The following is a 23,375-nucleotide window of genomic DNA, read 5'->3' on the forward strand; positions in this document are numbered from 1 at the left end:
GTGGTCCTTCTGCGACCTGTCGTAATCGGCGGGGCGGGCCGCGTCCATGACCGAGGCGGCCGCGGGCCGAATCTGGGTGCTGGCGGACCCCCGGGCGGGCACGGCGGCCCAGGCGATCGGCATCGCCGAACGGCTCGGCCGGCCCTTCCGCACCGCTTCGCTGGGCTGGGGGCCGATGGCGCGGCTGCCGCTGCGCTGGCCGACACTGGCCGGACTGTCCGCCGAGGCCCGGTATGGCATCGCGCCCCCCTGGCCGGACGTGGCCATCTCGGCCGGGCGACGCAGCGCGCCGGTGGCGCTGTGGCTGGCCGGGCAGGGGGTGCGGACCATCCACTGCATGCGCCCCGGCTTTGCGGAACACCGCTTCGACCTTCTGGTGGTCGGCCGGCACGATTCGCCGCCCGAAGCCCCGAATATCCTGCCCATCCTGGGCGCGACCCACCGCATGAGCCCGGCCCGCCTGGCCGCGGCGCACACCGAATGGGCCATGTTCGGCGCGCTTCCTTCCCCGCGCGTCGCCCTCCTGCTCGGCGGTCCACCGCGCGGGGAGGGGATGCGCCCCGACACCGCAGCGGGAATCGCCCGCCAGGTCGCGGGCTTCGCCGGTTCGGTGCTCGCCACCGGGTCGCGCCGCACCGGCCGGCCGGCGGAATCCGCTGTGGCCGATGTGCTGGCCGGGATGCCGCACGACCTGCGTCGCTGGGGAGATGGCGGGCCCAACCCCTATGCCGGGCTGCTTGCCTGGGCCGATGCGGTGGTCGTGACCGGCGACTCCGTCTCCATGTTGTCCGAGGCGCTCGCCACCACGGCCCCGGTGTTCATCGCCGATCCCGGCGGGCTCGGTCCGCGCCACCACCGGCTGCACGACAGCGTCTATGCTGCCGGCCAGGCCCGGCCCCTGTCGGAGGCCCCGACCCCCTTCGCGCGGGATCCTTTCGACGAGACCGGGCGCGTCGCCCTCGAAGTGGCGGAGCGCTTTCTCCGCGGATGACCTTGCCCTCGATGACGGAGACCCCCCGATGCGTCCTGTCCTCGCTTTGCTGCCGGTCCTGCTTGCCGCCGGAACCGCCGTCGCGCAGCAGCCCTCCCGCCCGCCGGCGCCGCCGCTGATCGCCTGCCCAGCCTCGGTCGAGGTGATGTCGCGCGACGAGATCCGCCCACCCAATGGCTGGGAGGTGCGGCCGGAGCCACAACGCCATTGGCTGCGCGGCGCCGACCTGTTCGAGGGCGACCCGGCCGATCGGGTGCAACTGCGTCCCGACGCCGATCCGCGCAGCCGGCGGGAATGGTGGGATCTCGGCGGCAACCGCCAACCCTATCGGCTGGTCTGCCGGTATGAAGGGCTGGAGTCCGGCATCATGGCCGCCGTGCCGGCCGCCGCGCGCCGTTGCGAGGTGACGAGCATCCGCGAGAACAGCCGCGGCATGCGCCACGGCCGCGTCGTCAGCGGGCCGGAACAGGTGGTGGTCGCCTGCCGGTAGCCAGCCCCGCCGATCCCGACGATCATCGGCACTTCAGCGGATAAGGAACCGAGCATCATGAAGATCGTCGGAGTGTCGGGAAGCCTGCGCCGGGCGTCGTTCAACACTGCGCTGCTTCGCGCGGCCGCAGGCCTGATGCCGGCCGGCGCGGAATTGGCGGCCGAGACCATCCAGGGCATCCCGCTCTATGACGGTGACCTCGAAGCCGCCGAGGGCATCCCGCCGGCCGTCGCCGCGCTGAAGGACAAGATCGCCGCCGCCGACGCGCTGCTGCTGGTCACGCCCGAGTACAACAACGGCATGCCCGGCGTGTTCAAGAACGCGATCGACTGGCTGTCTCGCCCGCCTGCCGATGCGGCGCGCGTCTTCGCCGGCCGGAAGGTGGCACTGATCGGGGCCTCGCCGGGCGGCTTTGGGACGATCCTGGCGCAGAACGCCTGGTTGCCGGTGTTGCGGACGCTTGGGCTCGATCTATGGACGGGCGGGCGGCTGATGGTCTCGCGCGCTGGGGGCGTGTTCGACGCATCAGGCACGCTGACCGATGCGGCGGTGGAGAAGCAGTTGCGGGACTACCTGGCGGGCTTCGTCGGCTTCGTCGGGCGGGGATGAGATGCTGGAGGGGCGCCGCCCGTCCGCATCATGTCGACACGCTGCTTTTCGGTTCGATATCCCGGTGGGTCGTCCGGGCGCCGCCCTTGTCGACCAGCGCCCGGGGCCGCTTCCAGACCGCCAGGATCGTCGCGGTCCTTGATCATTGCCCACGGCACTTCGATGAGGTTGGCGTAGACGCTCGCCAGGTTGGGTTTCCTGCGCGCCGCCGTATCCATCGCAACGCGCCCCGCCAAGGGGCCGGCATCACCGACGACGCCGATGCCGCTTCGGGCTCCCGCCACCAGGCGTAGGACCAGCCGGTGCCTTGGACCGCTTTGCCCGCGGAGCGACGAGGATAGGCTCGGCTGCGGGAATGCCGCCCGTCCCTGAGTAGCGCTGGAGCGTCGCGCCGGCCGCGAGGTGCGGGTATGCCGTCGGGCCCTTCGGCCACGTCCTTGCGAAGGCGGTGACTTCGGCGTGATCATGCCTGCGGATGGTCTGGACGAGGAGGTGCGCCGCCTGGGCCGGCCGCAGCCGCAATTGGCGCAGCAGATGGATGTGCCATTCGCGGGCACGCAGCGGGCACCAGTCCACCAGGGATTCCTGCATGGCTCGGCGCACCTCGGCGGGCAGTTCCTCATAGGCGCGGTAGGGATCGCCCTTCAGCTTGCTGTAGGGCGCGGTCGCCATGCTGTTGTCCATCGCTGGCTTCTACCGAAGGCCAGGCCGGGGCGAAATCGCAGCGCCAACCGCCTGGTGCTCGTCACCCATGCGGCCGCGTCGGGCGGCGTCGTGGTTCCACCGTCCTGGCTGGGCGCGCGACGCGCCGCGCGGCTGGAATGGCAGTCGCCGCCTGCTGCTTGCGCCGACGGCATGACGCGCCGGACCTGAATCGCGTCGCGCCGCCAGCATGCCGCATGACTTCAGCGACGGGCCTTCCCCTTCGCGATCTCGCGCTCGATCACGGTGCGGTCGGTCGTTCCCGATCGCCTCATGATCTCTCGCACGATGGCCGGTGAGATCCGGTGCCGTTTCGCGATCAGCGCGACGTCTTCATCGATCCCGGCTTCGGATCTCGGCACGGCAATGTCGGCGGCAGGATCAGCCATAGGGAAACTCCGTTGACCGGCGATCGCGATGAGGTCGCGAAGAGGAGCAGCGTCATCGATGACGCTGCGCGGCTATTTGCGACGAGCCTTGCGCGCGGCGTAGCGCGCGTCGCGCATCGCCTTCTGCTCGGCGGCGGTTGCGAGCGCCCGTGCCTTCTTCTCGGCATCGAGAAGGGCGGCGCGTTGCTCCTGCTCCATGGCCGCCGTGGCGGCCTCACGCGCGGCCTCGGCCTGCCGCAGGGCCTCCGCGGCGGCCAGGCGCGCTGCCTCGGCCTGTCGGGCGGCTTCCTCGGCTTCGAGCCGGCGGGCTTCGGCGGCAGCGGCTTCCGCTTGGGCGGCGCGCTCGGCGAGGCGTTCGGCGCGGCGCTGTTCCCGGGCCTCGGCGACGGCGCGCTGTGCGGCGAGCCGTTCCTGCACCACGGGATCATCCGGGCGGGGCTGTGCGCGGAAGCGCTCGATCATCGCCTTGCGGGCGAGATCCGCGGCTTCGCGGCGGGAATTGAAGTCACCGTGCTTCGTGCCTTGCATCGTGATCTACTGCTGTCCTTGTCTGGTGGGTGTAGGCGGGCCGTGCCGGATCATCCGAGGATGTCGAGGATGATCTGGCGGATCTCGGCGGTCGAAAGCCCGGTGCCGGGGCGCGGGGCGTCCAATGCCGGGGTCGTGGAGGCGCTGCGTGCCGGAAGGCCGCGCGGCGCGTTCGGGATGCTGGTCATCGTTTTCGTTCGTTCTTCTTGGCGGCGCCGTCCCGAGGGGCGGCGCCGCATCCACGCGACCGTGACCGGCGTTGCGGCCGGCCGCGGTCGGAGAAGTCTTCAGGCCTTGCGCAGGTTGGTCGCGGACATCTTGCCCTGCTGACCGCGCTGGAGGTCGAATTCGATCTTGTCGCCTTCCTGGGGCGTGCCGATGCCGGAGCGCTCGACGTCGGAGATGTGGAGGAAGACGTCCTTCGAGCCGTCGTCCGGCTGAATGAAGCCGTAGCCCTTCGTGGCGTTGAACCACTTGATGGTGCCAATGGACATGGTTGTTCCGTTATCAAACAAAGGGACGGCCGTACCGAGATGGTGCGTCCGATCAATCTTCTGCTGGTGAGCGGGCGGGCTCGGCGCTCGATCGGGAGCAAGGAGAGCGCGGCAAGGCCAAGAAAAGGTGACGCGGGAGACATAGTGCCTCGCGGGGCGGAATGGAAGATGTGATTGCGGGGGGGGCGTCTGCGCTCAACACAACCGTCGCGCAGGGCGCCAGGTGGCCGCATTCCAAAGGCCCGCTGGCCTTTGGTGGGGAGGGTCCGGGAGGGGCGAGGCCCCTCCCGCGTCCTTCAGCGCCCGACGAAGCTGGGTTTCCGCTTCGCCATGAACGCATCGCGCCCCTCGCGGTGATCCTCGCTGCCGTAGAGCAGCGCCTGCGCATCCGCCTCGGCCTTCAGGAATTCCGCGAGCGTGCCTTGCGAGCGGTTGATCAACTGCTTCGCCATGCCGTTGGACAATGGTGCGACGGCCGCGATGTCGCGCGCGATGGCCCGCGCTTCCTCCAGCGCCGCGCCGGGTTCGGCCAACGCATCGACTAGGCCGAGCCGCGCCGCGTCCTCGGCCGTCACCGGCTTGCCGCGGAACATGATCATCTTGGTCGGACCGAGTCCGATGCGCCGCGGCAGCGTCCAGGCCGCGCCGAGATCCGGCACCAGCCCGACCTTGTTGAAGGAACAGGTGAAGACCGCGTCGCGGGAGGCGACGACGATGTCGCAGGCCGCCGCGATCGACAGGCCGGCACCGGCGGCGTGGCCTTCCACCGCGGCGATGACGGGCTTTTCGCCTTCCACCAGCAGCCGGACCATGTGGTGGCTGACGCGCATCATCCGCGCGCGGCTCTGCATCGGCGTCTGTTGGCCCATGGCGGAGATGTCGCCGCCCGCGCAGAAGGTCCGGCCCGCGCCGGTCAGGATGATGACGCGGCAGGCCGGGTCGGCGAGGCCGCGCTCCATGTGCTCGATCATCGCCTGCCGCAGGCTGGGCGCCAGGGCGTTGCGCCGGCGTGGGTTGCTCAGCGTCAGTTCGAGAATGCCGTCGGCAAAGGCGGCATGGGTCGTGGCCTCCTCGGCGGCGGCCGGTGCCGTGTCGTTCATGGTGCGGTTCCCCTGTTCGGCCCATGAGGCCGCCGTTGCGAGCGAGAGTAGGAAGCGCGCGCCGGGGCAGCAACCTGGGCGCATGGGCCGCAGGCATTGCTTGCCAAACCGCTGACGCCGCCGGAACATTGCTTCGCATGCGCAATGGGAGGGTCCAGATGGCGGTAGACGCGATTCGCCGGCGGCGGCTGATGCTTGCGCCGTTTGCCGTGGTGGTGGCGGGGCTTCTCGGTTGCGCCGAAACGCCGCCGCCGCCGGCATCGATGCAGGTGGCGTCGAACCCGGACCTCGTCATCCGGAACCTCCCGCCTGGCCAACCGACGATGGTGGCCAATGGCATTGCGGCCTTCGGTACGGTCCAGGCCGCGGACGCCGCCACGCGTGAGGTCATCCTGACGACGACCAGCGGGGGAACCTTCACCCTGACGGCGGGTCAGGATTTCCGCAATCTGAGGCAACTCCGTCCTGGCAGCCGCGTCGTCGCGATCTATGACGCCAACGGGATGGTTCGGCTCGCCTCACCGCCGCGGAATGCCGATGCTGCCCGTCCCGGTCGCCTGCGCGGCACCGTCGAGGCGGTGGAGGTCGGGGGCCGCCGATTGGTGGTGGCCGGGCCGACAGGCGCTCGCCAACTCGTCACCATCCCCGATCCCGCGATGATGGCCTTCGCCACGCGCCTTGGGCCCGGCGACGAGGTCGCGGTCACCACCACCGCGCAATGACGCCGAAGATGCGGCATCGTCAGCCGCCTGGATGGGATCATCCGGGCGGCTGACGATGCCCGGTCAACCGGAGGGAAGCGGTTCCACCTTCGGGGCATCGCATCCGCTGCCGGCAATCCGAAGGCGTCGCCGTCTCACCGCGGCCGCGCCATCTCCGCCATCAGCGCCGCCGTCGCGCCTGCCACCATCAGCAATGCCATCGGCAGTGGCGTCCCGTCCGCAAGGGCGCCCACCAGGGCGCTGCCCAACGCCGCGCAGCTGAACTGCAGCGTCCCCAGCAGTGCCGAGGCGCTGCCCGCCCGCGCCGGATGGCGGGACAGCGCGCCCACCGCGGCGTTGGGAAACACCAGCCCGGTGCAGGCAAGGGCGACCGCCGCCGGCAGGAAGATCCCCAGCAGCCCGCCGATCCCGGTGACGGCGGTGGCCGCCAGCACCGTCACGGCCGCGCCCGACAGCCGCAGCGCATAGGCCACCACTCGACGCGCCCCGAACCGGTGCAGCAGCCACGGATTGAACTGCGATGCGCCGATGAATCCCGTCGCGCTGATGGCGAACAGCAGGCCGAAATGCCCGGGCGAGACGCCGAAATGCTCGATGTAGACGCCCGGCGCGCCGCCGATGAAGACGAAGACCGAGAACATCGTCGCCGCGCCCATCAGCGCATGGGTGATGAAGCTGCGTTCCCGCCCGATCTGCACGAAATCCGCCAGCAGCGTCACGAAGGACCGTTTCGCGCGCCGGTCCGGTGGCAGCGTCTCGGGCAGCAGGCGCCAGGCGAGCAGGCAGGACAGCCCGCCATAGGCCGCCGAAGCCCAGAAGATCATCCGCCAGCCGCCGGTGCCCAGCAGCAGCCCGCCGATCGTCGGCGCGAGGATGGGCGCGGCGCCCATCACCAGCATCAGCTTCGACATCAGCCGCGCGGCGGCGAGACCATCGGCCAGGTCGCGCACCATGGCGCGGGGGATGACGGCGCTCGCGGCACCGCCGAAGGCGGCGACGCAGCGCCAGGCCGCCAGCACCGCCATGTCGTTCGCCAGGGCACAGCCGATCGAAGCCACGGTGTAGATCGCCGTCCCCACGATCAGGGGCATCCGCCGCCCCAGCCGGTCGGCAAGCGTCCCCTGCACGAGCTGCCCGATCGCCAGCCCGACGAACCAGGAGGCAAGGGTGATCTCGACGCTGCCGCGTGCGGTGCCGAGTTCCGCCTCGATCGCCGGAAAGGCGGGCAGGTACATGTCGGTCGAGATCGGCCCGACCGCGGTCAGGAAGCCGAGCAGCAGCGGTAGCCAAGCCGGCATGGGGACTCCATTCGACGGGAACAGGACGCCGATTGCGCCGCCGGCCATGCAAGACAGGCGCCGCGGGGACGGCAGGCGAAGGGCAGTCAAGGACGCCGGGCACGATCCCGCAGGCGGGGCGATGGCGACCGTGTCTGGATTGGTGTGGGCCGGCCGATGCGAAGCCGGATCATGCGCCGGACGATTGAGCGCCTGCCCATCGTCTGCGCTGCGTCGCGATCTGGCAAGCGCGCCGGGCGCGGGTGCCGTGCTATTGCGGCATCGCCGAGGGCCGCCAACGCAGCAGCCGCAACGCATTCAGCGTGACCAGCACGGTCGCGCCGGTATCCGCCATGATGGCCGGCCACAATCCCGTGATGCCGGCCAGCGTCGTGACCAGCACCACGCCCTTCAGCCCGATCGCGAGCCCCACATTCTGCCGGACATTGGCCATGGTCGCGCGCGACAGCGCGACCAGGTCGGCGACGCCGGTCACACGATCCCGCAGCACGGCGGCATCGGCGGTCTCGAGCGCGACGTCGGTGCCGCCGCCCATCGCCACCCCGACCGTCGCGGCGGCGAGGGCGGGGGCGTCATTGATGCCATCGCCCACCATCACCACCGCGCCGGCGTCCCGCAGAGTCGCGATCTCGCGCAGCTTGTCGGCGGGCAGCAGACCGGCCTTCGCCTCCAGCCCGAGTGCGCCGGCGATCGCGGCCGCGGTGCGCGGGTTGTCGCCGGTCAGCATGACGGGACGCAGGCCGAGGGCGGTGATGGCAGCGATGCCGGAAGCCGCATCGGCGCGCGGTTGGTCGCGCAACGCGACGATCCCGGCGGCAGTGCCATCCACCACCACCACGGCGACGGTACGGCCTTCGGCCTCCAGCCGCGCGATGTCGGCCGCGAGCGTATCGAGGGCCGCGCCTTCCTCCTGCGCATGGCGCGGACTGCCGATGGACACGCGCTGCGACCCGACGCGCCCCGTCGCAGCGCGGCCAGGGATGGCGGTCTGGTCGGTGGCGGCGGGAATGGAGACGCCGCGTGCCTCGGCGTCGGCCAGGATGGCGCGGGCAAGGGGATGCGCGGAGCCCTGCTCGACGGCGGCGGCGAGTGCGAGCACCGCATGTTCATCGCGTCCCGGTGCGGGCAGCACGTCGGTCACGCGCGGGCGGCCTTCGGTCAGCGTGCCGGTCTTGTCAAAGGCGACGGTGCGCGCGCTGCCGATTGCTTCCAGCGCCGCGCCGCCCTTGATCAGCAGGCCGCGTCGCGCACCCGCCGAAAGCCCCGAGGCCATCGCCGCCGGCACGGAGATCACCAGCGCGCAGGGACAGGCGATCAGCAGCACGGCGAGGCCGCGATAGAGGCTGGTCCACCAATCCCAGCCCAGCGCGAAGGGCGGGACCACGATGACCAGCAGCGCGACGATCATCGCGCCCGGCGTCCACCAGGCGGCGAAGCGTTCGATGAAGCGCTGCGTCCTCGCCCGCGACGCTGTGGCGTCCTCCACCATGCGGATGATGCGGGCGATGGTGTTGTCGGCCGCAGCGTGCGTCACGCGCAGGCGCAGCGCGCCATCGGCGTTGATGCTACCGGCGGCGACCGCATCGCCGGGGCCTCGGCTGACCGGCATGCTCTCCCCGGTGATGGGGCTTTCGTCGATCGCGGACCGACCTTCCGCGATGACGCCGTCGCAGGGCAGGCGGTCGCCGGGGCGGACCAGGACGAGGTCGCCGGGGCGGAGCGCCTCGGGGGAGACCTGCTCGGTCGTGCCATCGGCGCGCAGGCGCAGCGCGACGCGCGGCATCAGGTCGGCCAGGGCGCGGATGCCCGCGCGCGCGCGTCCGGCGGCGACGTTCTCCAGCAATTCTCCGAGCGCGAAGAGCAGCACGACGACCGCGGCTTCCTCCGCGGCGCCGATGATGACGGCGCCGATGGCCGCGACGCACATCAGCGTCTCGATACTGAAGGGGCTGCCGGCGCGGGCGAGCGCGATGGCGCGGCGGCCGAAGGGCACCAGCGCGATCAGCGTGGCGACGAGGAAGATCGGATCGGTCAGCCGCGGCGGCAGGGCCAGGGACAGCGCATAGGCACCGAGCACCAGCGCGCCGAGCAGCCAGACGAGGCGCGCCTTGCCCGTCGCGTACCAGCGCATGCCGGCTTCGGCCGGATCGTCGTGGCTGTGGCCATGGCCGGCGTGCTGAGGGCTGTGGTCGTGGTCATGCCCGCAGCAGGCGGCCGGTTCCGCAGCCGGCGGGGTGGCCGCAGCGCCGGGCAGCGGACTGACCGTGTAGCCGAGCGCGGTCACCTGCTCCGCCACCGCCTCCGCGCTGCCGGACCCGGGTTCGATCGTGGCGGCCAGCCGCTTGGCCATCAGGTTGACGGAGACGGCGGAGACGCCGGGCACGCGCTCGACCGCCCTCGTCACCTTGGCGACGCAGGCGGCGCAATCCATGCCCTCAACGCGCCACTGCCGCTTCTCGCCGCCATCCATCGCCGCCGCTCCTTCACGCCGGACAGACTATGGAACCTCCAGCGGCTGGAGATTCAAGTCGCGAAACCGCGACTATGCTGCGACCCATTGGATCGCGGCCACGCCGCGATCCCGGAGCGCACGGCGCGAGGCCAAGCGGCCCGGATGGGCCGCGCCCGGCGTCTGAGGGCACAACCAAAGACTCCATCGGCCGCCAAAGGCGGCCGTGAGGATCAGACGATCTCGATCTCGCCGGTCATGCCGTGCTGGGCGTGGCTGCGCCCATCCGCGCCGACGATGCCGCAGCGCAGGTCCGTGATGCGCCCGGTCGCCACCGGGACGAGCCACCATTCGGCGGCGTGGCCCGGATAGACCTCGACCTCCCGGATCGTTCCTTTGAACTCCGCGAGCGTGATGCTGCGCCCGTTCGGTCCGGCCTGCGTCACCTGCACCTTGCGCGTGAAGATGCGCGCGGCGAATTCATCCGAGGTGAAGTAGTGCGGGTCGCGGCTGACATTGCGCAGCACCAGCTTGTACAGCTTGCCCGTCTCGAAGCGCAGCCTGCTGGGTTCGAAGGCATGGCGCCCGTCGGGCCGGCCGAGCTCCACGACCGTCTCGATCGGTTCCTGCCGCGTCAGGTCGCCGGCCGCCCGCGCGACGCGCGGCAACGTGGCCGCGGCTGCCGCGACGGCGCCGAGCATCAGGCGCCGCCCCAGGCTTGCATCCTGCATCCTGCGTTCCTCCTTCCCTCTTCCGGCATTCAATCGCCGAGAATCGTGTCCGCCAGCACCTTGATGTTCAGCGCCACGATCACCGCGGCGCAGGTCCAGCCCAGCACCACCTGCCAGCGCGGCGCCGCCAGCGTGCCGAGCCGCGCCTTGTCGGAGGCGAACATCATCAGCGGGATCACTGCGAAGGGCAGCTGCATCGACAGGATCACCTGCGACAGGATCAGCAACTGCGCCGTGCCGGACGTGCCATAGATCCAGGTGACGATCACCGCGGGCACGATGGCGATCAACCGCGTCACCAGCCGCCGCAGGACGGGGGGCAGCCGGAAGCGCAGGAAGCCTTCCATCACCACCTGGCCGGCAAGCGTCGCCGTCACCGTCGAATTCAGCCCGCACAGCAGCAGGGCGAAGGCGAACAGCGTCGCCGCCAGCGTGCCGCCGAGCAGCGGCGACATCAGTTGATAGGCCTCCTGGATCTCCGCCACCTCGGTGTTGCCGGTGGTGTGGAAGGTGGCCGCCGCGGTGATCAGGATCGCGGAATTGATCAGCAGCGCGAAGGTGAGCGCGATGGTGCTGTCGATGGTGGCGAACTTGATCGCCTCCCTCTTCCCCGCCTCAGTCGGGGTCCAGGCGCGGGACTGTACCACGGCGGTGTGCAGGTACAGGTTGTGCGGCATCACCGTGGCACCGAGGATGCCCATGGCGATGTAGAGCTGCGTCTCGTTCGTCACGATGCTGGCGGCGGGGATGTAGCCACGCAGCACATCGCCCCACACCGGGTCGGACAGCACGAGCTGGATGGCGAAGCAGCCGAAGATCAGCACGATGAAGCCGAAGATCAGCGCCTCGAGCCAGCGCACACCCTTGTTCTGCAGCCACAGGATCAGGAAGGCGTCGAAGGCGGTCAGCATCACGCCGTAGAGCAGCGGTATGCCGAACAGCAGCTCGAGGGCGATGGCCGTGCCGATCAGCTCCGCAAGGTCGGTCGCGCAGATCGCGAGTTCGGCGAGCAGCCAGAGCGGCCAGGCGACGGCCTTGGGGAAGCGTTCGCGGCAGAGCTGCGCAAGGTCGCGCCCGGTCGCGATGCCGATCCGCGCGCACAGCGCCTGCAACAGGATCGCCATCAGCGAGGAGGTGAGTGCTACGGCCAGCAGCGTGTATCCGAAGGCCGACCCGCCGGCGAGCGCCGTCGCCCAGTTGCCGGGGTCCATGTAGCCGACGGCGACCAGATAGCCCGGCCCCATGAAGGCGAAGAGCTTGCGCATGAAGCCGCCGGCATTGGGCACGGCAACGGAACGGTGCACCTCCGGCAGGCTGGGCGGGCCGTCCGTATGCGTCGCGACAGCGTCCGATGGCGGGTTCATGCGCAGCCTCCGAAAGTTAGCCTAGGCTAAGAAGTGTTTGGATCGCTATCAAGGGGGTCAATCACGGATTCCACCGCTTCGATGCCACGCCGCACCCTGCCCACCGCCGAAGACCAGGCGGCCCGCTTCGCCCGCCAGCGCGAGGCCGATCGGACGGCCACGGCCGAGGATTATGTCGAGCTGATCGCCGACCTGCTGCGGGAGGAGGGGGAGGCCCGGGCCGTGGAGGTCGCGCGCCGGATGGGCGTCTCCCAGGCGACGGTGACGGCGACCATCGGCCGGCTGCAGCGCGACGGGCTGGTCGAGACCAAGCCCTATCGCGGGTTGTTCCTGACCGAGGCGGGCACGATGCTGGCCGCCGAGGCCAAGGCGCGGCACGACCTCGTCGTCCGCTTCCTGATCGCCGTCGGCCTCGACCCCGAGACGGCCGAACAGGATGCCGAGGGGCTGGAGCATCATGCGAGCGACAAGGCGCTCGCCGCCTTCGCCCGCTTCCTGGCGAAACAGCCCGCCGGCACCACATGACCGGTATGCTGTCCATCGGCGACCTGGCCCGCGCCACCGGCGTGAAGCCCACCACCATCCGCTGGTACGAACAGGAAGGCTGGCTGCCGCCGGCCGCGCGCACCGAAGGCGGGCACCGTGCCTACGGCCAGGCGCATCTGCGCCGGCTCGGCTTCATCCGCCATGCGCGGGAACTGGGCTTCGAGAGTGCCGCGATCCGCACCCTGCTCGACCTCGCGAGCCATCCGGAGGCGGATTGCGGCCAGGTGCATGCGCTCGCCACCGCGACGATCCAGGACATCGATGCGCGGCTGCGGCGGCTGACCGCGCTGCGCGCCGAGCTGGAACGCATGGCGACCGGCTGCGCCGGCGGCGTGGTCGGCGAGTGCCGCGTGATCGAGACGCTGGCGGATTTCGCGCATGGCCATTGCGACGATCCGAGTCACGGTGGGTGACCGCGCGTCCCGCGCCATGCCGCTGGCAGGATATTCCATCGCACCCCATTGACGGCGAAGAAGCTCCGCGCGCTTGACAGCGTCACGTCCTGGTTGGTGCAGTCCCTTGAGCAACAGCGCGAAAGGCGGCCGGGGATGACGCTTCAGGCAACAAGACGTGCGGTTCTGTTCTCCGCGGCGGCGCTTGCCGCGCCACCGGTGCGCGCGGCGGAGATGGATGCGTTGCTCGAGATGGCGGTCGGCGCCATCCCGACGTCGCTCGATCCGCAGTACCACACGCTCACGCCGAACAACGCGCTGGCGCAGCACTTCTTCGATGCGCTGGTCGATCGCGACGCGCAGGCGCGGCTGGTGCCCGCGCTCGCGGAATCCTGGCGACTGATCGACGAGAACACCTGGGAGTTCCGCCTGCGCCGCGGCGTCAGCTTCCACAACGGCGCGCCCTTCACCGCGCGCGACGTGATCTACACGCTCGAACGCATCCCGAAGGTCGTGAACAGCCCCGGTTCCTTCGGCGTCTTCACCCGCACCATCAAGGCGTCGGAGGTGCTGGACGACCACACCATCCACTTCCGCACCGAGGGTGTCTATCCGCTGCTGCCGGCGGATCTGTCGCAGATCGTCATCCTCTGGCACGGCCTTGGCGAGGAGAGCCAGACGGGAGACTTCAACAGTGGCCGCGCGGTGATCGGCACCGGCCCCTTCCGGCTGCGAAGCTACAGGCACGGCGAACGCGCGGAGATGGAGCGCAACCCGAACTATTGGGGCGACAAGCCCGCCTGGGCGCGGGTGAACTACCGTTTCATCGGCAATGACGGATCGCGCGTCGCTGCCCTTCGCGCTGGCGACATCGCCTTCATCGATGCGGTCCCGACCACCGACCTCGCGCGGTTGCGCGGCGAGGCGCGCTTTCCGTTGTCGGAAACCGTCAGCCTGCGCTCAGTCTACCTGCGCACGGATTTCCGCGAGCGGAGCCCTTATGTCGCGGGCCCCAACGGGGAGGCGCTGACCACCAACCCGCTGCGCGACTTGCGCGTGCGCCAGGCGCTGTCGATATCGATCAACCGCGCCGCCATCGCCGATCGCATCATGGCCGGCGCGGCCATTCCGACCGGCCAGTTCATGCCGCCCGGCACCTTCGGCCATGCGCCTGACATCGCGCCGCCGGCCTTCGACCCGGACCGCGCAAGGCGCCTGCTCACCGAGGCCGGATACCCGCAGGGCTTCACCGTCACGCTGAACGGGCCGAACGACCGCTATGTGAACGATGCGCAGATCTGCCAGAGCATCGGCCAGATGTGGGCGCGCATCGGCATCAAGGTGCGCGTCGATACCATGCCCTATGCCGCCTATTCACAGCGCACGGCGCGGTCGGACACCTCGGCTTCCTTTGGCGGCTGGGCGAATTCGTCGGGCGAGCCTTCGGCTGGGTTGCGTGGGCTGCTTGGCACGCGCGATGTCGCGCGCGGCTGGGGCACGGTGAACCGGTCGGGCTGGTCGAATGCGGAATTCGACGGCACGGTCGCGCGCGCCATGACCACAGCGGACGACGCGGCGCGTGAGGCACTGTTCCAGGAGGCGACGCGCATCGCCGTGCGCGAGGTGGCGTGGATCCCGCTGCACATCCAGAAGAACATCTGGGCGATGCGGCAGGGGCTGGCGCATACGCCGCGGGCGGATGAGATGACGCTGGCGCAGGATGTGCGGCCGGCGTGAGGAAGTGCGCGGGGCGCTGGCCCATTGGCGCCGGGCGCCGCCCTTCCGCAGCCCCCGCGCAACGGACAGGAGCGACTGAATGCTGAGCTACATCACGGTCGGCGCCAACGACGTGCTCCGCTCGGGGTCCTTCTACACGGCCATCCTGACCCCGCTTGGCTACAAAAAGAAGGAAGCAGCGGACGGGGTCGAATTCACCTTGCCGGAGGGACCGGATCGGGCCGGCGGCCCTGGCGCGGTGTATGTGAAGAAGCCGTATGACGGGAAACCGGCGACTGTCGGCAACGGCTCCATGGCGGCCTTCCAGGCCGCAACCCACGCGTTGGTGCGCAGCATCCACGCCGCCGGCATCGAGGCTGGCGGTTCTGACGAGGGCGCTCCGGGCTTCCGGGATGAATACAGCGACCACTTCTATGTCGGCTATCTCCGCGACCCCCTGGGCAACAAGGTCGCGATCTTCTGCGCGAACCCTGCAGAAGGTCGTCGGGGCGGCTGAACGCAGCGGAGGCGCCATGCCGAAGGGCCGATGGCGCCTCGCTATGCCGGCATGGCGCCGGGGGACCGAACGATCGCCGCGGTCACGCCATCACGTCGCCCGCACGTCCGGATGCCGCGATGGCGGTCGCTTCCGATCAGGCTGCCGCCCCAGGCCCATGGTTCGGACGCCCGGCCAGGGGCGAGCCCGTTGGTGCACTCACCCGCCGACCGACCCCAGTTCTTGCTTCACGAGGCTCAGCCAGTACTGCACGCCCAGCGGGATCGCATCGTCGTTGAAATCGTATGTCGGCGTGTGCAGGCCTTCCGAGGATGGTCCGCCGGCGCCAATCCCCATGAACATGAACGACCCCGGCCGTGCCCTCAGCATCAGGGAGAAATCCTCGCCGCCCGTGACCGGCCCCGCCTGGCCGGTGGCGCGATCCGCGCCGACCACGGCGGTCGCGGCGCGCAGCGCGATCTCGGTCTGCTCGGCATGGTTCACCACGGCGGTGCCGCGGCGGAGATACTCGACCTCCGCCGTGCAGCCGAATGTCGCGGCGAGGCCTGCGGCGATCTCCCGCATGCGCCGTTCCATCGTGTCGCGGACCTCCTCGGTGAAGGACCGCGCGGTGCCGCCGATCACCATTTCGGACGGCATGACATTGGTGGAGGCCATCGATCCGCCATGGATGGCGCCGACGCTGATCACCGCCGCATCGATCGCAGAGACGTTGCGCGACACGATGGTCTGCATGGCGAGGATGAATTGCGCCGTCAGCACCGTGACGTCGGTCGCCATATGCGGCGTCGATCCGCCATGCCCGCCGGTGCCGCGGAAGGTCACCACCCAGCGGTCGCCAGCGGCCATCGCCGGGCCCGGCTGGATGGCGAAGGTGCCGAGCGCACGGTTCGGCTTGTTGTGCAGGCCATAGACGGCATCGACGGGGAAGCGTTCGAACAGGCCGTCGGCGATCATCGCCTTGGCGCCGCCGCGCCCTTCCTCGGCGGGCTGGAAGATGAAGTGGACGGTGCCGCCGAAATCGGGGTCGTCCTTCAGCAGCTTCGCCGCACCCAGCAGCATCGTCGTATGCCCGTCATGCCCGCAGGCATGCATCACGCCGACATTCTTCGAGGCATGCGGCAGTCCCGTCGCCTCGGTGATCGACAATGCGTCCATGTCCGCGCGCAACCCGATCGCGCGCTGGCCCGGCTGGCGCCCCTTGAGCGAGGCGACGACACCGAACTTGCCGACGCCCTCCGTGACCTCCAGCCCCCAATCCCGCAGCGTCTTCGCCACCAGGGCCGAGGTCCGCACCTCCTCCATGCCCATCTCGGGATGGGCGTGGATGTCGCGTCGGATCGCGACCAGCTCCGGCTGGAGCGCGTCGAGGCGGGCTTTGGCGTCGTCATTCATGGCTGGCGGGTTCCCCGGATGCGGCCTGGTCAGGGAGAACCCTGACCCCACTCCGCCCCAGTGGCAACGGCGCCCACCCCATGCCTGCCAACCGGTTCCCGCGTAGGGAGCGGGCCGCACCGATCCCGCTGGGCTGGGGCGAGAGCGCCGTGACGCGACCCCCCGCCATGCTGGGGCCTGGGCTGGACAGCAAGGACCCGGTAGCATCACGCGCCGGACCCGCCTGCGCCGCCAGGGAGGAAGACGCTGCGCCACCTGCCGATCCGCCGGCTGATCCTGCCTGCCGGCCTGACCGTGCTGGCCCTGCTGCTGCACGCCATGCTGCCGGCGGAGGGTACGGCCGGCAATCTGCGCATCGCAGCGGGGACCGCCTTCTGGCTGGCCGCGGCCTGGACCGCGACGCGCTTCGCCGCGCTGCTGCTCGGCGCCTATCCGAAGCTGCTGAGCGATCTGATCGGCACTGCGCTGTTCATCGCCGCCGGCGTGATCATCACGCAACTGGTGTTCGAACTGCCGGCCACGGGATTGATCGCCACTTCCTCCGTGCTGATCGCGGTGCTCGGTTTCGCGCTGCGCAACACGTTGGGGGACATCTTCTCCGGCATCGCGCTCGGCATGGAATCGCCCTACGCGATCGGCGACTGGATCGAGGCGACGGAACACTGCGCCGGGCGTGTCACCGGCATCTCCTGGCGCTCGACCCGGCTGGTCACGCGTGATGGTGTCGCCCTCGTCGTGCCGAACGGACTGATCGCGGGACACCGCATCGCCGTCTATGGGTCAGGGCCTCGCGGGCGCTACCGCGCGGCACTCGCAGTGCCGATGGATGCCGCGCTGCCAGCCGACCGCGCGCGGCGCCTGTTGCTGGCCGCGGCGATGGAAGCCGGGCGCGGCCAGGCGAACTTCGCGCCTGATGTGATCCTGGCCGACCTGTCGCAGGGCGTGGCGGTCTACCAGGTGCGGTTCCACGTGCCGGATTACGGCGCCGAGATGCGCTGGCGCGACGCCGTGGCCGGGTCGGTGCAGCGTGCACTCGACCGCGCCGGCATACGCCCGGCGCGACCCTTGCGCGAGGTCATGGTGCGCCGTCCCTCGACGGCACCCGCACCCGACCGGCGCGCCGCGCTGCTCGCCGCGATCGACCTGTTCCGCCCCTTCACCGAGGAGGAACGCGAGTCGCTCGCCACCGGCATGGTCGAACAGGTGCTGCCGCGCGGCGCAGCCGTGATGCGACGGGGGGAGGCGGGGGATTCCCTCTATCTGCTCGCCGAGGGCGTGCTCGATGTGCGGATCCCGCGGACGGATGGCACGGAGGCCGTGGTGGACAGCCTCTATCCCGGCGCCGTGGTGGGGGAGATGTCGCTGCTGACCGGCCAGCCGCGCAGCGCCACCGTCACCGCGGTCACTGAATCCGTGCTGCTCGAACTGCGTAAGGCGGAACTTGATCCGGTGCTGCGTGCGCGGCCGGCCCTGTTGGAAGGGCTGACGGCGATCATGGCCGAACGCCAGGCGCGCAACGCCGCGACGCCGTCCGCCGCCGCGGCCCAGACGGTCGCGGCGCCGACGCGCGAGGACATGCTGGCGCGGCTGCGGTCCTTCTTCGGCATTCGCTGACGAAGCGGCTTGCGGGTCAGGCTCGCGGCGGCGGTTCCGTCACCAGCCGCGCGATCAGCGCCTCCACATCCCCCTCGTGCAGCGCGCCGTCGAGCAGCAGGTGCGACAGCCCGTGCACGAAGGCCCAGGCGCGCAGCGCGCCATCCTCCGACCCCGCCGCTCCGCGCAGCGCATCGAAGGTTGCGCGCGATGCGGCGCGCAGCTCGGGATGCGCGCCGGCACGGGCCAGCAGGCCACTGAACATCAGGCGGAACCGCCCCGGCCGTGCCAGCGCGAAGCGCACATAGGCGCGGCCGCGCGCGCCGAGCCCACCCTGCTGCGCCGCCGCCGCGATGGCAGCGCCGAAATCGCGGAAGTGCCGCGCCGCGAGCGCGGCCAGCAGCGCCTCCTTGTCCGCGAAGTGGCGATAGGCGGCGGTGGCGGACACACCGGCCGCGCGGGCGGCCTCCCGAAGGCTGACGGCGCCGTCGCCGCCCTTCTCGACCAGCGCGTCGGCGGCATCGAGCAGCGCCGCACGCAGATCCCCATGATGGTAGGGGCGCTCAGATGTTGACAATGTTAACACCGAATGGAATGTTGATGCTGTCAACATGCGGCGCCGAGAGCGCCCTGTCCATGGAGTTCCATCGCCATGAAGGCCTATCTCCGCGCCCATCTGCCGCTGCTGCCGAAGATGTTCTATCTCGCCAGCCTGCCGCTCGGCCTGGCCGTCGCCGGCGCGGCGGCGGGGCTCCTCGTGGCGCTGGCGCGCGCCGCTTGGCTCGGGCGCCACGGCACCTGGCGCCCCTTCGAACTTGCCGTCATCCCGGCGTTGGCGCTGGTCCTGGCAGGCCATCTGGTGCCGATGCCGCTACTGGAACGCCACGCCCTGGCGCTGCTGTTCGGTTGCCTCGCAGTGGGCGCGGCCGTCAGCGTCGGCATCGGGCGGCCCTGGACCGCGGATATCTCGGCCGCCGACCATCAGGGCGCGACGGCGACGCCGCTGTTCCTGTCGATCAACCGGCTGCTGTCCGGCCTTTGGGCGGGGGTCTTCGCCTGGCTCGCGCTGGCTGGCCTGGCCGATGCCCCCGGCTGGCTGCGCTGGGGGCCGCTGGCTTTTGGCGCCGCGGCCTCGATCCTCGGGCCGCGTCTGCTCGTCCGGCGGGGCCTGCAGGACATGATCCGTGGTGGGGAGGCCACTTGGCCGGCCCCCGCGCTGCGCCGGCCGGCCGCGGATCCCGTGCGGGTGGTCGGGGCCGGGCTGGGCGGGCTGACGGCCGCCGCCCTGCTCGCCGATGCGGGCATCCGCGTCAGCGTGCATGACCAGCACGACCTGCCGGGCGGCTTCGCCCATTCCTGGCCGCGCCGTGCACGCGGCGTTGATCCCGTCACCGGCGGGCCGCTGCGCTTCCGCTTCGATTCCGGTGTGCACGACATCTCCGGCTGGCAGCCCGGCGGCCCGGTGCGCTCGGTATTCGAGCGGCTGAGCATCGCCGATGCGGTCGAGATGCGCCGCCTTGACCACCGCTACTGGGACCATGGCGCGGTGTTCGACGTGCCGCGCGACTACGATGCCCACCGGGCGGCGCTCGCCGCCCGCCACCCCGCGGATGCGGCCGGCATCGTCGCCCTGTTCGACGAGATCCGCACGATCTACCAGGCGATGTTCGCGACCGGCGCCGGGCGCGTCGGCATTCCGGGCACGCCGCCGACGCCGGAGGCGATGCTGGCCTTCTCCCGAGCCCATCCGCTGGCCGCCGAATGGATGGCGCGGCCCTGGGCGGCCTTCCTTGATCGTCACCTGCGGGGTGCTGGGGCCAAGGCGGCGGTGACCGCTCTGTCCGGCTACATCACCGACGACCCGGCGAGCCTCACGGTGCGCCAGATGGTGCCGATCTTCGGCTATGCGCTGCATGGCGGCGTCTATCCGGTCGGCGGGTCCGGCCGCCTCGCCGAGGCGCTGGTCGGCGCCATCCGCACCCGTGGCGGGGAAGTGCATCTGCGCCAGCCGGTCGCGCGCATCCTCATCGAGGACGGGCGTGCCTCCGGCCTGCTGCTGCGTGAGCGGACCGGCGCGCTGCGTACTGCCCCGGCTGCGGCTGTGGTGCTGAACGGCGACCCGATCCTGGCGGGGCGCCACCTGCTGCCGCCCGGCGCACTGTCGTCCGGCCTCGCCGCGGCACGGCCCGCCTGCTCGGCGGCGGCGGTGCATCTCGGCATCGCGGGCACGCTCGACATTCCGCCCGTCCTGCATGCCCTCACAAGGTTCGGGCCGATCGCGATGGTCGCGCCCTCGGTGGTCGATCCGGCCTGCGCCCCGGCCGGGCATGCGACGCTCGAACTGCTGGCACTGCTGCCGCAGGCCGAGGCTGCGTCCTGGCTACCGCCTGGCACCAACGACCCGGCCGCGCTCGAAGCCTGGCGTCGCGGCCCGGCCTACCGTGGCCGCAAGGCGGCCCTTGCCGACGAACTGATCGACCGGGCAGCGGAGGTGATCCCGGGTCTGCGCGAACGCATCCTGTGCCGGGTGGATGCCTCGCCGGTCACCTATGCGCGCTATGCCTGGACGGCCGGGGGATCGATCTACGGCACCAACCGCGTGCTGCCGACCAAGCAACCGCTGCCCGGCCTGGTCCTGGCCGGTGCCGCGACCCATGGCGCGGGGGTGGAGGCGGTCGTCATCTCCGGCGCGCTCGCGGCGGAGGCATTGCTGCCGGGGATGCTCGGCGCAGCCGAAGCACAGCGGCTCGCAGCATGAAGCCCAGTGTCTACCGGCACTCCAGCACGCGGATGTCGTAGACCGGGTGCTCCAGCATGTTCACGCCGGGCGCGTTGGCGAACATCCAGCCGCGAAAGGACGGCGCGCTACCGGCGGTGGCGCGGCTGTCGGTGATCTCCATCCAGGCGGCGGCGTCCGGCACCTCATCGGGGGAACGCCCCTGGCAGGCCCTGAGGTTGATCGTCAGCGTGCCGAAGGCCACCGACCCGCCGACCCGTGCTTCAAGAATGGTGACGCGCGCCGTCACCTTGTCGAGCGCCTGCAGCCGCGCGCTACGCATCGGCACCCATTCCTGGGCCATCGCCGGTCCGGCGGCGACCAGCGCGACGAGAAGCGCGAGCCACCTCATGCGCGGCGCTTCGGGCTGTCGAGCCCGGCCACCATCTCGGCCAGGATGCGGCGCATTGCGGCCTCGTCCACGCCCATCAACAGCGCATCCTCGAAGACATCCTGCAGGGCTTGGCGCGCCTCGGCGTGGTTCTCGGCCAGCACCTTCAGCTTCTCCCGGCAGGACAGCGGATTGCCGTCGGCGCCCGGCCAGATGGTCGGTGGGGATGCGGTCATCGCGGCGCCGAAGGGGCCGGAGCGGGCTGGGCCGGCTGGTCGCCGCCGCGCTGCTGGTTCATCTCGGTCACGCTGAAGATGAACCGGCCGAGCAGGCTCTCCAGGCTGACCGCGCTCTGGGTGATCGTAATCTCGCCGCCGTCGCGCAGGAAACGCTCCGACCCGCCGGGCACCAGCGCGACGTACTTGCCGCCGAGCAGCCCTTCGCTCTGGATCTCGGCCGAGCTGTCCGACGGCAGGCGCAGGCCCGCATCGACACGCAGCGTCAGCACCGCGAGGAAGGTCGCGGGGTCGATCCGCTGCGCGACCACTTGGCCGACCTTCACCCCCGCGATGCGGATGTCGGCACCCTGGGCAAGCCCGTCGATCCGGTCGAACCGGGCCGTCAGCGTCATTCCGCTGGTGGTCAACGCCCGCCCGCTGCCGGTGATGGCATAGACGAGGAAGGCGGCGGCCACGGCCAGCACCAGGGCCCCGGTCAGGATCTCGGCAAGGCTGCGTTTCTGCATGCGGGTAGGATGTCGGGGTTCAGCGCCCCGGCGTCCAGGCCTCGTAATCGCCGGCGGAGGGCGGACGCTGCTTGCCCGCGGCATCGTGACCGGGCCGGGTCCAGGCCTCGGGCGTGCCGGTCATGTTGGGGCGGTGGTCCTTTTGCCAGGGCTTGCGCGGCGCATTCTGGTCCAGCGGAGCCTCGGTGGTGTGGTGCAGCCAGCCCCACCATTCCGGCGGCACGACCGAGGCTTCCGGCGTGCCGGCATAGGTGATGCGGCGCATCGGGCGGCCGTAGAAATCCTTGCGGCCGCGCGCTTCCCAATAGGTGTTGCCAAAGCGGTCCTGGCCGACGCGGCGGCTGGTCAGGCGAATGAACAGGCTGTCGAACATGGCCATGCGGCGCGTCCTTCGGGGAACCCGGAAGCCCCCCTGATGCCACAGCGCGCGGCCCGGCGCAAAGATCAGCCTATCCACAGGATATTGGGGGTGATGACGCATTTTGCCACAAGATGCGGCTTCCGCATCGCGTGGAGCGCGCATAGCATCATGCCATGGCAGGCTTGATCGGCACTCTGTGGGACGGCGTGGCCCTTCGGCGGGAGCGCTGCGGCGCCGACCCCGACGCCCCGCCGCGCCCCGTCGCACTCCCCGCATCCTGGGATGACGGCGCCGCCGAGGCGCTCGCCGGCCTCGCCCCCGGCGCCGGGCCGGTGGTCTTCCCGACGCTCGCCGAGGGCTGGATCCGCCGCGTCACCACGCGTGGTCGTCGCCTCGGCTTGCTGGAAAGCCCGGAGGAGGCGGATGAGCTCGCCGTCGCGCTTCGCGCCCTGTTGCTGGCGCGTCGCGGCGCGCCGGGCATCGAGGTATGGCGCGACCGCAAGGACGAAGCGCGCTTCGTGCTCAACCTGCCGGCCTTCCTCGATGCGGGTGGCGGGTTCGACGCGGCCGGCTATGCGGTCGCGGTCGCGGTGGCGGTGCGGATGCTCGACATCCTCGGGCATGGCCGCGCACAGCGGCTGCGCGTCGGCTTTGCCGACCTCGCCGGGCTGCTCGCCGCCTATCGCCTGCCCTATGGCGGTGCGGAGGCTCGCGCCGTGGCGGCTGCCATCGCCGCCCTGACGCGCGGCGCGGCGGAGGCGCAGTCCGGGCAACTCGCAGCGCGCCATGGCGCGCTGCACCCCGTCGCGCTGATCTGGCCTGAACCACCAGTCGAAACCGCGATCCCGGGCCTTGCCGCGGCGGCGCGCGCCGCGCTCGACGCCGCGGCCGCCGCGCCGGGGCTGCGCCATGATGGCTGCGTCGCCCTGGCGCCGGCGGATGCGGTGGAAGCTTTGCTCGGTGCCGAGTCGGCCGGCCTTGCGCCGGCGTCCGGCGCCGTGCGCCCCGGCCGGGACGGGGAGGGCAGGCTGGTGCTGCATCCGACCCGCGCGGCGCTACGGGCCGGCGATGTCGCGGCCGCGCTGCTCGCCCCGCCGCCGCCCGAGGCGCGCGCCGCGATGGAAGCCGCCGTGCTG

General features: G+C 71.1%; 26 protein-coding genes and 1 pseudogene. 11 read left to right on the forward strand and 16 right to left on the reverse strand.

Annotated elements, in window-relative coordinates; genetic code table 11:
• Nucleotides 1-46 precede the first annotated feature (46 nt).
• Genes AC2YHJ_RS21905 through AC2YHJ_RS21915 form a run of 3 tightly spaced genes read left to right on the forward strand, consistent with a single transcriptional unit; the run spans nucleotide 47 to nucleotide 2,090 of the window.
• Nucleotides 47-991 carry a mitochondrial fission ELM1 family protein gene (locus AC2YHJ_RS21905; protein ID WP_487398301.1) on the forward strand — a complete coding sequence of 315 codons (945 nt, stop codon included), beginning with the start codon at nucleotides 47-49 and terminating at the stop codon, nucleotides 989-991.
• 28 nt (nucleotides 992-1,019) lie between these two features.
• Entirely contained in the window at nucleotides 1,020-1,481 is a 462-nt protein-coding gene (locus AC2YHJ_RS21910) for an STY0301 family protein (RefSeq protein WP_487398302.1), read from the forward strand.
• A 57-nt stretch (nucleotides 1,482-1,538) separates the two neighbouring features.
• Nucleotides 1,539-2,090 carry an NADPH-dependent FMN reductase gene (locus tag AC2YHJ_RS21915; RefSeq protein WP_487398303.1) on the forward strand — a complete coding sequence of 184 codons (552 nt, stop codon included), beginning with the start codon at nucleotides 1,539-1,541 and terminating at the stop codon, nucleotides 2,088-2,090.
• A 246-nt stretch (nucleotides 2,091-2,336) separates the two neighbouring features.
• On the opposite strand, the gene AC2YHJ_RS21920 is transcribed toward AC2YHJ_RS21915, so the two are convergent.
• The 6 genes from AC2YHJ_RS21920 to AC2YHJ_RS21945 all read right to left on the reverse strand — a co-directional run bounded on the left by AC2YHJ_RS21920 (nucleotide 2,337) and on the right by AC2YHJ_RS21945 (nucleotide 5,303).
• Entirely contained in the window at nucleotides 2,337-2,762 is a 426-nt protein-coding gene (locus AC2YHJ_RS21920) for a DUF6525 family protein (protein WP_487398304.1), read from the reverse strand.
• Nucleotides 2,763-2,995: 233 nt separating this feature from the next.
• Nucleotides 2,996-3,181: a hypothetical protein gene (locus AC2YHJ_RS21925; RefSeq protein WP_487398305.1), complete on the reverse strand. Its 186-nt coding sequence runs from the start codon at nucleotides 3,179-3,181 to the stop codon at nucleotides 2,996-2,998.
• A 72-nt stretch (nucleotides 3,182-3,253) separates the two neighbouring features.
• The gene (locus AC2YHJ_RS21930; RefSeq protein ID WP_487398306.1) at nucleotides 3,254-3,709 is read right to left on the reverse strand and encodes a DUF6481 family protein; all 456 of its coding nucleotides are present in this window, start codon (nucleotides 3,707-3,709) and stop codon (nucleotides 3,254-3,256) included.
• A 50-nt stretch (nucleotides 3,710-3,759) separates the two neighbouring features.
• Nucleotides 3,760-3,897 (reverse strand): hypothetical protein, encoded by a 138-nt coding sequence (locus AC2YHJ_RS21935; protein WP_487398307.1) that lies wholly within the window; start codon nucleotides 3,895-3,897, stop codon nucleotides 3,760-3,762.
• Nucleotides 3,898-3,996: 99 nt separating this feature from the next.
• Nucleotides 3,997-4,203, reverse strand: coding sequence for a cold-shock protein (locus tag AC2YHJ_RS21940; protein WP_487398308.1), 207 nt, complete (start codon nucleotides 4,201-4,203; stop codon nucleotides 3,997-3,999).
• A gap of 296 nt (nucleotides 4,204-4,499) precedes the next feature.
• Nucleotides 4,500-5,303, reverse strand: coding sequence for an enoyl-CoA hydratase/isomerase family protein (locus AC2YHJ_RS21945; protein ID WP_487398309.1), 804 nt, complete (start codon nucleotides 5,301-5,303; stop codon nucleotides 4,500-4,502).
• A gap of 158 nt (nucleotides 5,304-5,461) precedes the next feature.
• Between AC2YHJ_RS21945 and AC2YHJ_RS21950 the strand changes: the two genes are divergently transcribed.
• Nucleotides 5,462-6,025, forward strand: coding sequence for a hypothetical protein (locus tag AC2YHJ_RS21950; protein ID WP_487398310.1), 564 nt, complete (start codon nucleotides 5,462-5,464; stop codon nucleotides 6,023-6,025).
• 134 nt (nucleotides 6,026-6,159) lie between these two features.
• Here the strand turns inward: AC2YHJ_RS21950 and AC2YHJ_RS21955 are convergent, their stop codons facing one another.
• From AC2YHJ_RS21955 to AC2YHJ_RS21970, 4 genes are all read right to left on the reverse strand, one after another.
• The gene (locus AC2YHJ_RS21955) at nucleotides 6,160-7,323 is read right to left on the reverse strand and encodes a multidrug effflux MFS transporter (protein WP_487398311.1); all 1,164 of its coding nucleotides are present in this window, start codon (nucleotides 7,321-7,323) and stop codon (nucleotides 6,160-6,162) included.
• 250 nt (nucleotides 7,324-7,573) lie between these two features.
• A complete protein-coding gene (locus AC2YHJ_RS21960) occupies nucleotides 7,574-9,793 on the reverse strand; it encodes a heavy metal translocating P-type ATPase (protein WP_487398312.1) in 2,220 nt (739 codons plus the stop codon).
• Between the two features lie 212 nt (nucleotides 9,794-10,005).
• On the reverse strand, nucleotides 10,006-10,503 hold the full coding sequence (locus AC2YHJ_RS21965) for a cupredoxin domain-containing protein (protein WP_487398313.1): 498 nt from the start codon (nucleotides 10,501-10,503) through the stop codon (nucleotides 10,006-10,008).
• A 29-nt stretch (nucleotides 10,504-10,532) separates the two neighbouring features.
• Nucleotides 10,533-11,867, reverse strand: a complete 1,335-nt coding sequence (locus tag AC2YHJ_RS21970) for an Nramp family divalent metal transporter (protein ID WP_487398314.1) — start codon at nucleotides 11,865-11,867, stop codon at nucleotides 10,533-10,535.
• Between the two features lie 81 nt (nucleotides 11,868-11,948).
• Here AC2YHJ_RS21970 and mntR point away from each other — a divergent pair, with 81 nt between their 5' ends.
• From mntR to AC2YHJ_RS21990, 4 genes are all read left to right on the forward strand, one after another.
• Entirely contained in the window at nucleotides 11,949-12,392 is a 444-nt protein-coding gene (gene mntR / locus AC2YHJ_RS21975) for a manganese-binding transcriptional regulator MntR (protein WP_487398315.1), read from the forward strand.
• Nucleotides 12,389-12,826: a MerR family transcriptional regulator gene (locus AC2YHJ_RS21980; protein WP_487398316.1), complete on the forward strand. Its 438-nt coding sequence runs from the start codon at nucleotides 12,389-12,391 to the stop codon at nucleotides 12,824-12,826. Before mntR ends, AC2YHJ_RS21980 begins: the two co-directional genes overlap by 4 nt.
• 135 nt (nucleotides 12,827-12,961) lie before the next feature.
• A complete protein-coding gene (locus AC2YHJ_RS21985) occupies nucleotides 12,962-14,542 on the forward strand; it encodes an ABC transporter substrate-binding protein (protein ID WP_487398317.1) in 1,581 nt (526 codons plus the stop codon).
• Between the two features lie 79 nt (nucleotides 14,543-14,621).
• Entirely contained in the window at nucleotides 14,622-15,038 is a 417-nt protein-coding gene (locus tag AC2YHJ_RS21990) for a VOC family protein (protein ID WP_487398318.1), read from the forward strand.
• A 198-nt stretch (nucleotides 15,039-15,236) separates the two neighbouring features.
• On the opposite strand, the gene AC2YHJ_RS21995 is transcribed toward AC2YHJ_RS21990, so the two are convergent.
• Complete coding sequence (locus tag AC2YHJ_RS21995) at nucleotides 15,237-16,433, reverse strand: M20 aminoacylase family protein (protein WP_487398319.1); 1,197 nt, start codon at nucleotides 16,431-16,433, stop codon at nucleotides 15,237-15,239.
• Nucleotides 16,434-16,727: 294 nt separating this feature from the next.
• On the opposite strand from AC2YHJ_RS21995, the gene AC2YHJ_RS22000 reads away from it, so the two are divergent.
• Nucleotides 16,728-18,047: a mechanosensitive ion channel family protein gene (locus AC2YHJ_RS22000; RefSeq protein WP_487398320.1), complete on the forward strand. Its 1,320-nt coding sequence runs from the start codon at nucleotides 16,728-16,730 to the stop codon at nucleotides 18,045-18,047.
• Between the two features lie 16 nt (nucleotides 18,048-18,063).
• Here AC2YHJ_RS22000 and AC2YHJ_RS22005 read toward each other — a convergent pair whose 3' ends face one another.
• Nucleotides 18,064-18,612 carry a TetR/AcrR family transcriptional regulator gene (locus AC2YHJ_RS22005; protein ID WP_487398321.1) on the reverse strand — a complete coding sequence of 183 codons (549 nt, stop codon included), beginning with the start codon at nucleotides 18,610-18,612 and terminating at the stop codon, nucleotides 18,064-18,066.
• Nucleotides 18,613-18,678: 66 nt separating this feature from the next.
• Between AC2YHJ_RS22005 and AC2YHJ_RS22010 the strand changes: the two genes are divergently transcribed.
• Nucleotides 18,679-20,784, forward strand: coding sequence for a phytoene desaturase family protein (locus tag AC2YHJ_RS22010; RefSeq protein ID WP_487398322.1), 2,106 nt, complete (start codon nucleotides 18,679-18,681; stop codon nucleotides 20,782-20,784).
• 10 nt (nucleotides 20,785-20,794) lie between these two features.
• Here the strand turns inward: AC2YHJ_RS22010 and AC2YHJ_RS22015 are convergent, their stop codons facing one another.
• Genes AC2YHJ_RS22015 through AC2YHJ_RS22030 form a run of 4 tightly spaced genes read right to left on the reverse strand, consistent with a single transcriptional unit; the run spans nucleotide 20,795 to nucleotide 22,257 of the window.
• Entirely contained in the window at nucleotides 20,795-21,154 is a 360-nt protein-coding gene (locus AC2YHJ_RS22015; RefSeq protein ID WP_487398323.1) for a DUF2155 domain-containing protein, read from the reverse strand.
• Complete coding sequence (locus AC2YHJ_RS22020) at nucleotides 21,151-21,369, reverse strand: hypothetical protein (protein WP_487398324.1); 219 nt, start codon at nucleotides 21,367-21,369, stop codon at nucleotides 21,151-21,153. Before AC2YHJ_RS22020 ends, AC2YHJ_RS22015 begins: the two co-directional genes overlap by 4 nt.
• Nucleotides 21,366-21,878 (reverse strand): outer membrane lipid asymmetry maintenance protein MlaD, encoded by a 513-nt coding sequence (gene mlaD / locus AC2YHJ_RS22025; protein ID WP_487398325.1) that lies wholly within the window; start codon nucleotides 21,876-21,878, stop codon nucleotides 21,366-21,368. Before mlaD ends, AC2YHJ_RS22020 begins: the two co-directional genes overlap by 4 nt.
• A 19-nt stretch (nucleotides 21,879-21,897) precedes the next feature.
• On the reverse strand, nucleotides 21,898-22,257 hold the full coding sequence (locus AC2YHJ_RS22030; protein WP_487398326.1) for an NADH-ubiquinone oxidoreductase subunit NDUFA12 family protein: 360 nt from the start codon (nucleotides 22,255-22,257) through the stop codon (nucleotides 21,898-21,900).
• Between the two features lie 155 nt (nucleotides 22,258-22,412).
• Between AC2YHJ_RS22030 and AC2YHJ_RS22035 the strand changes: the two are divergent.
• Nucleotides 22,413-23,375 (forward strand): annotated as a pseudogene (locus AC2YHJ_RS22035) (hypothetical protein); the annotation flags it as partial.

This window comes from Roseomonas sp. SRI_022 (assembly GCF_057586215.1).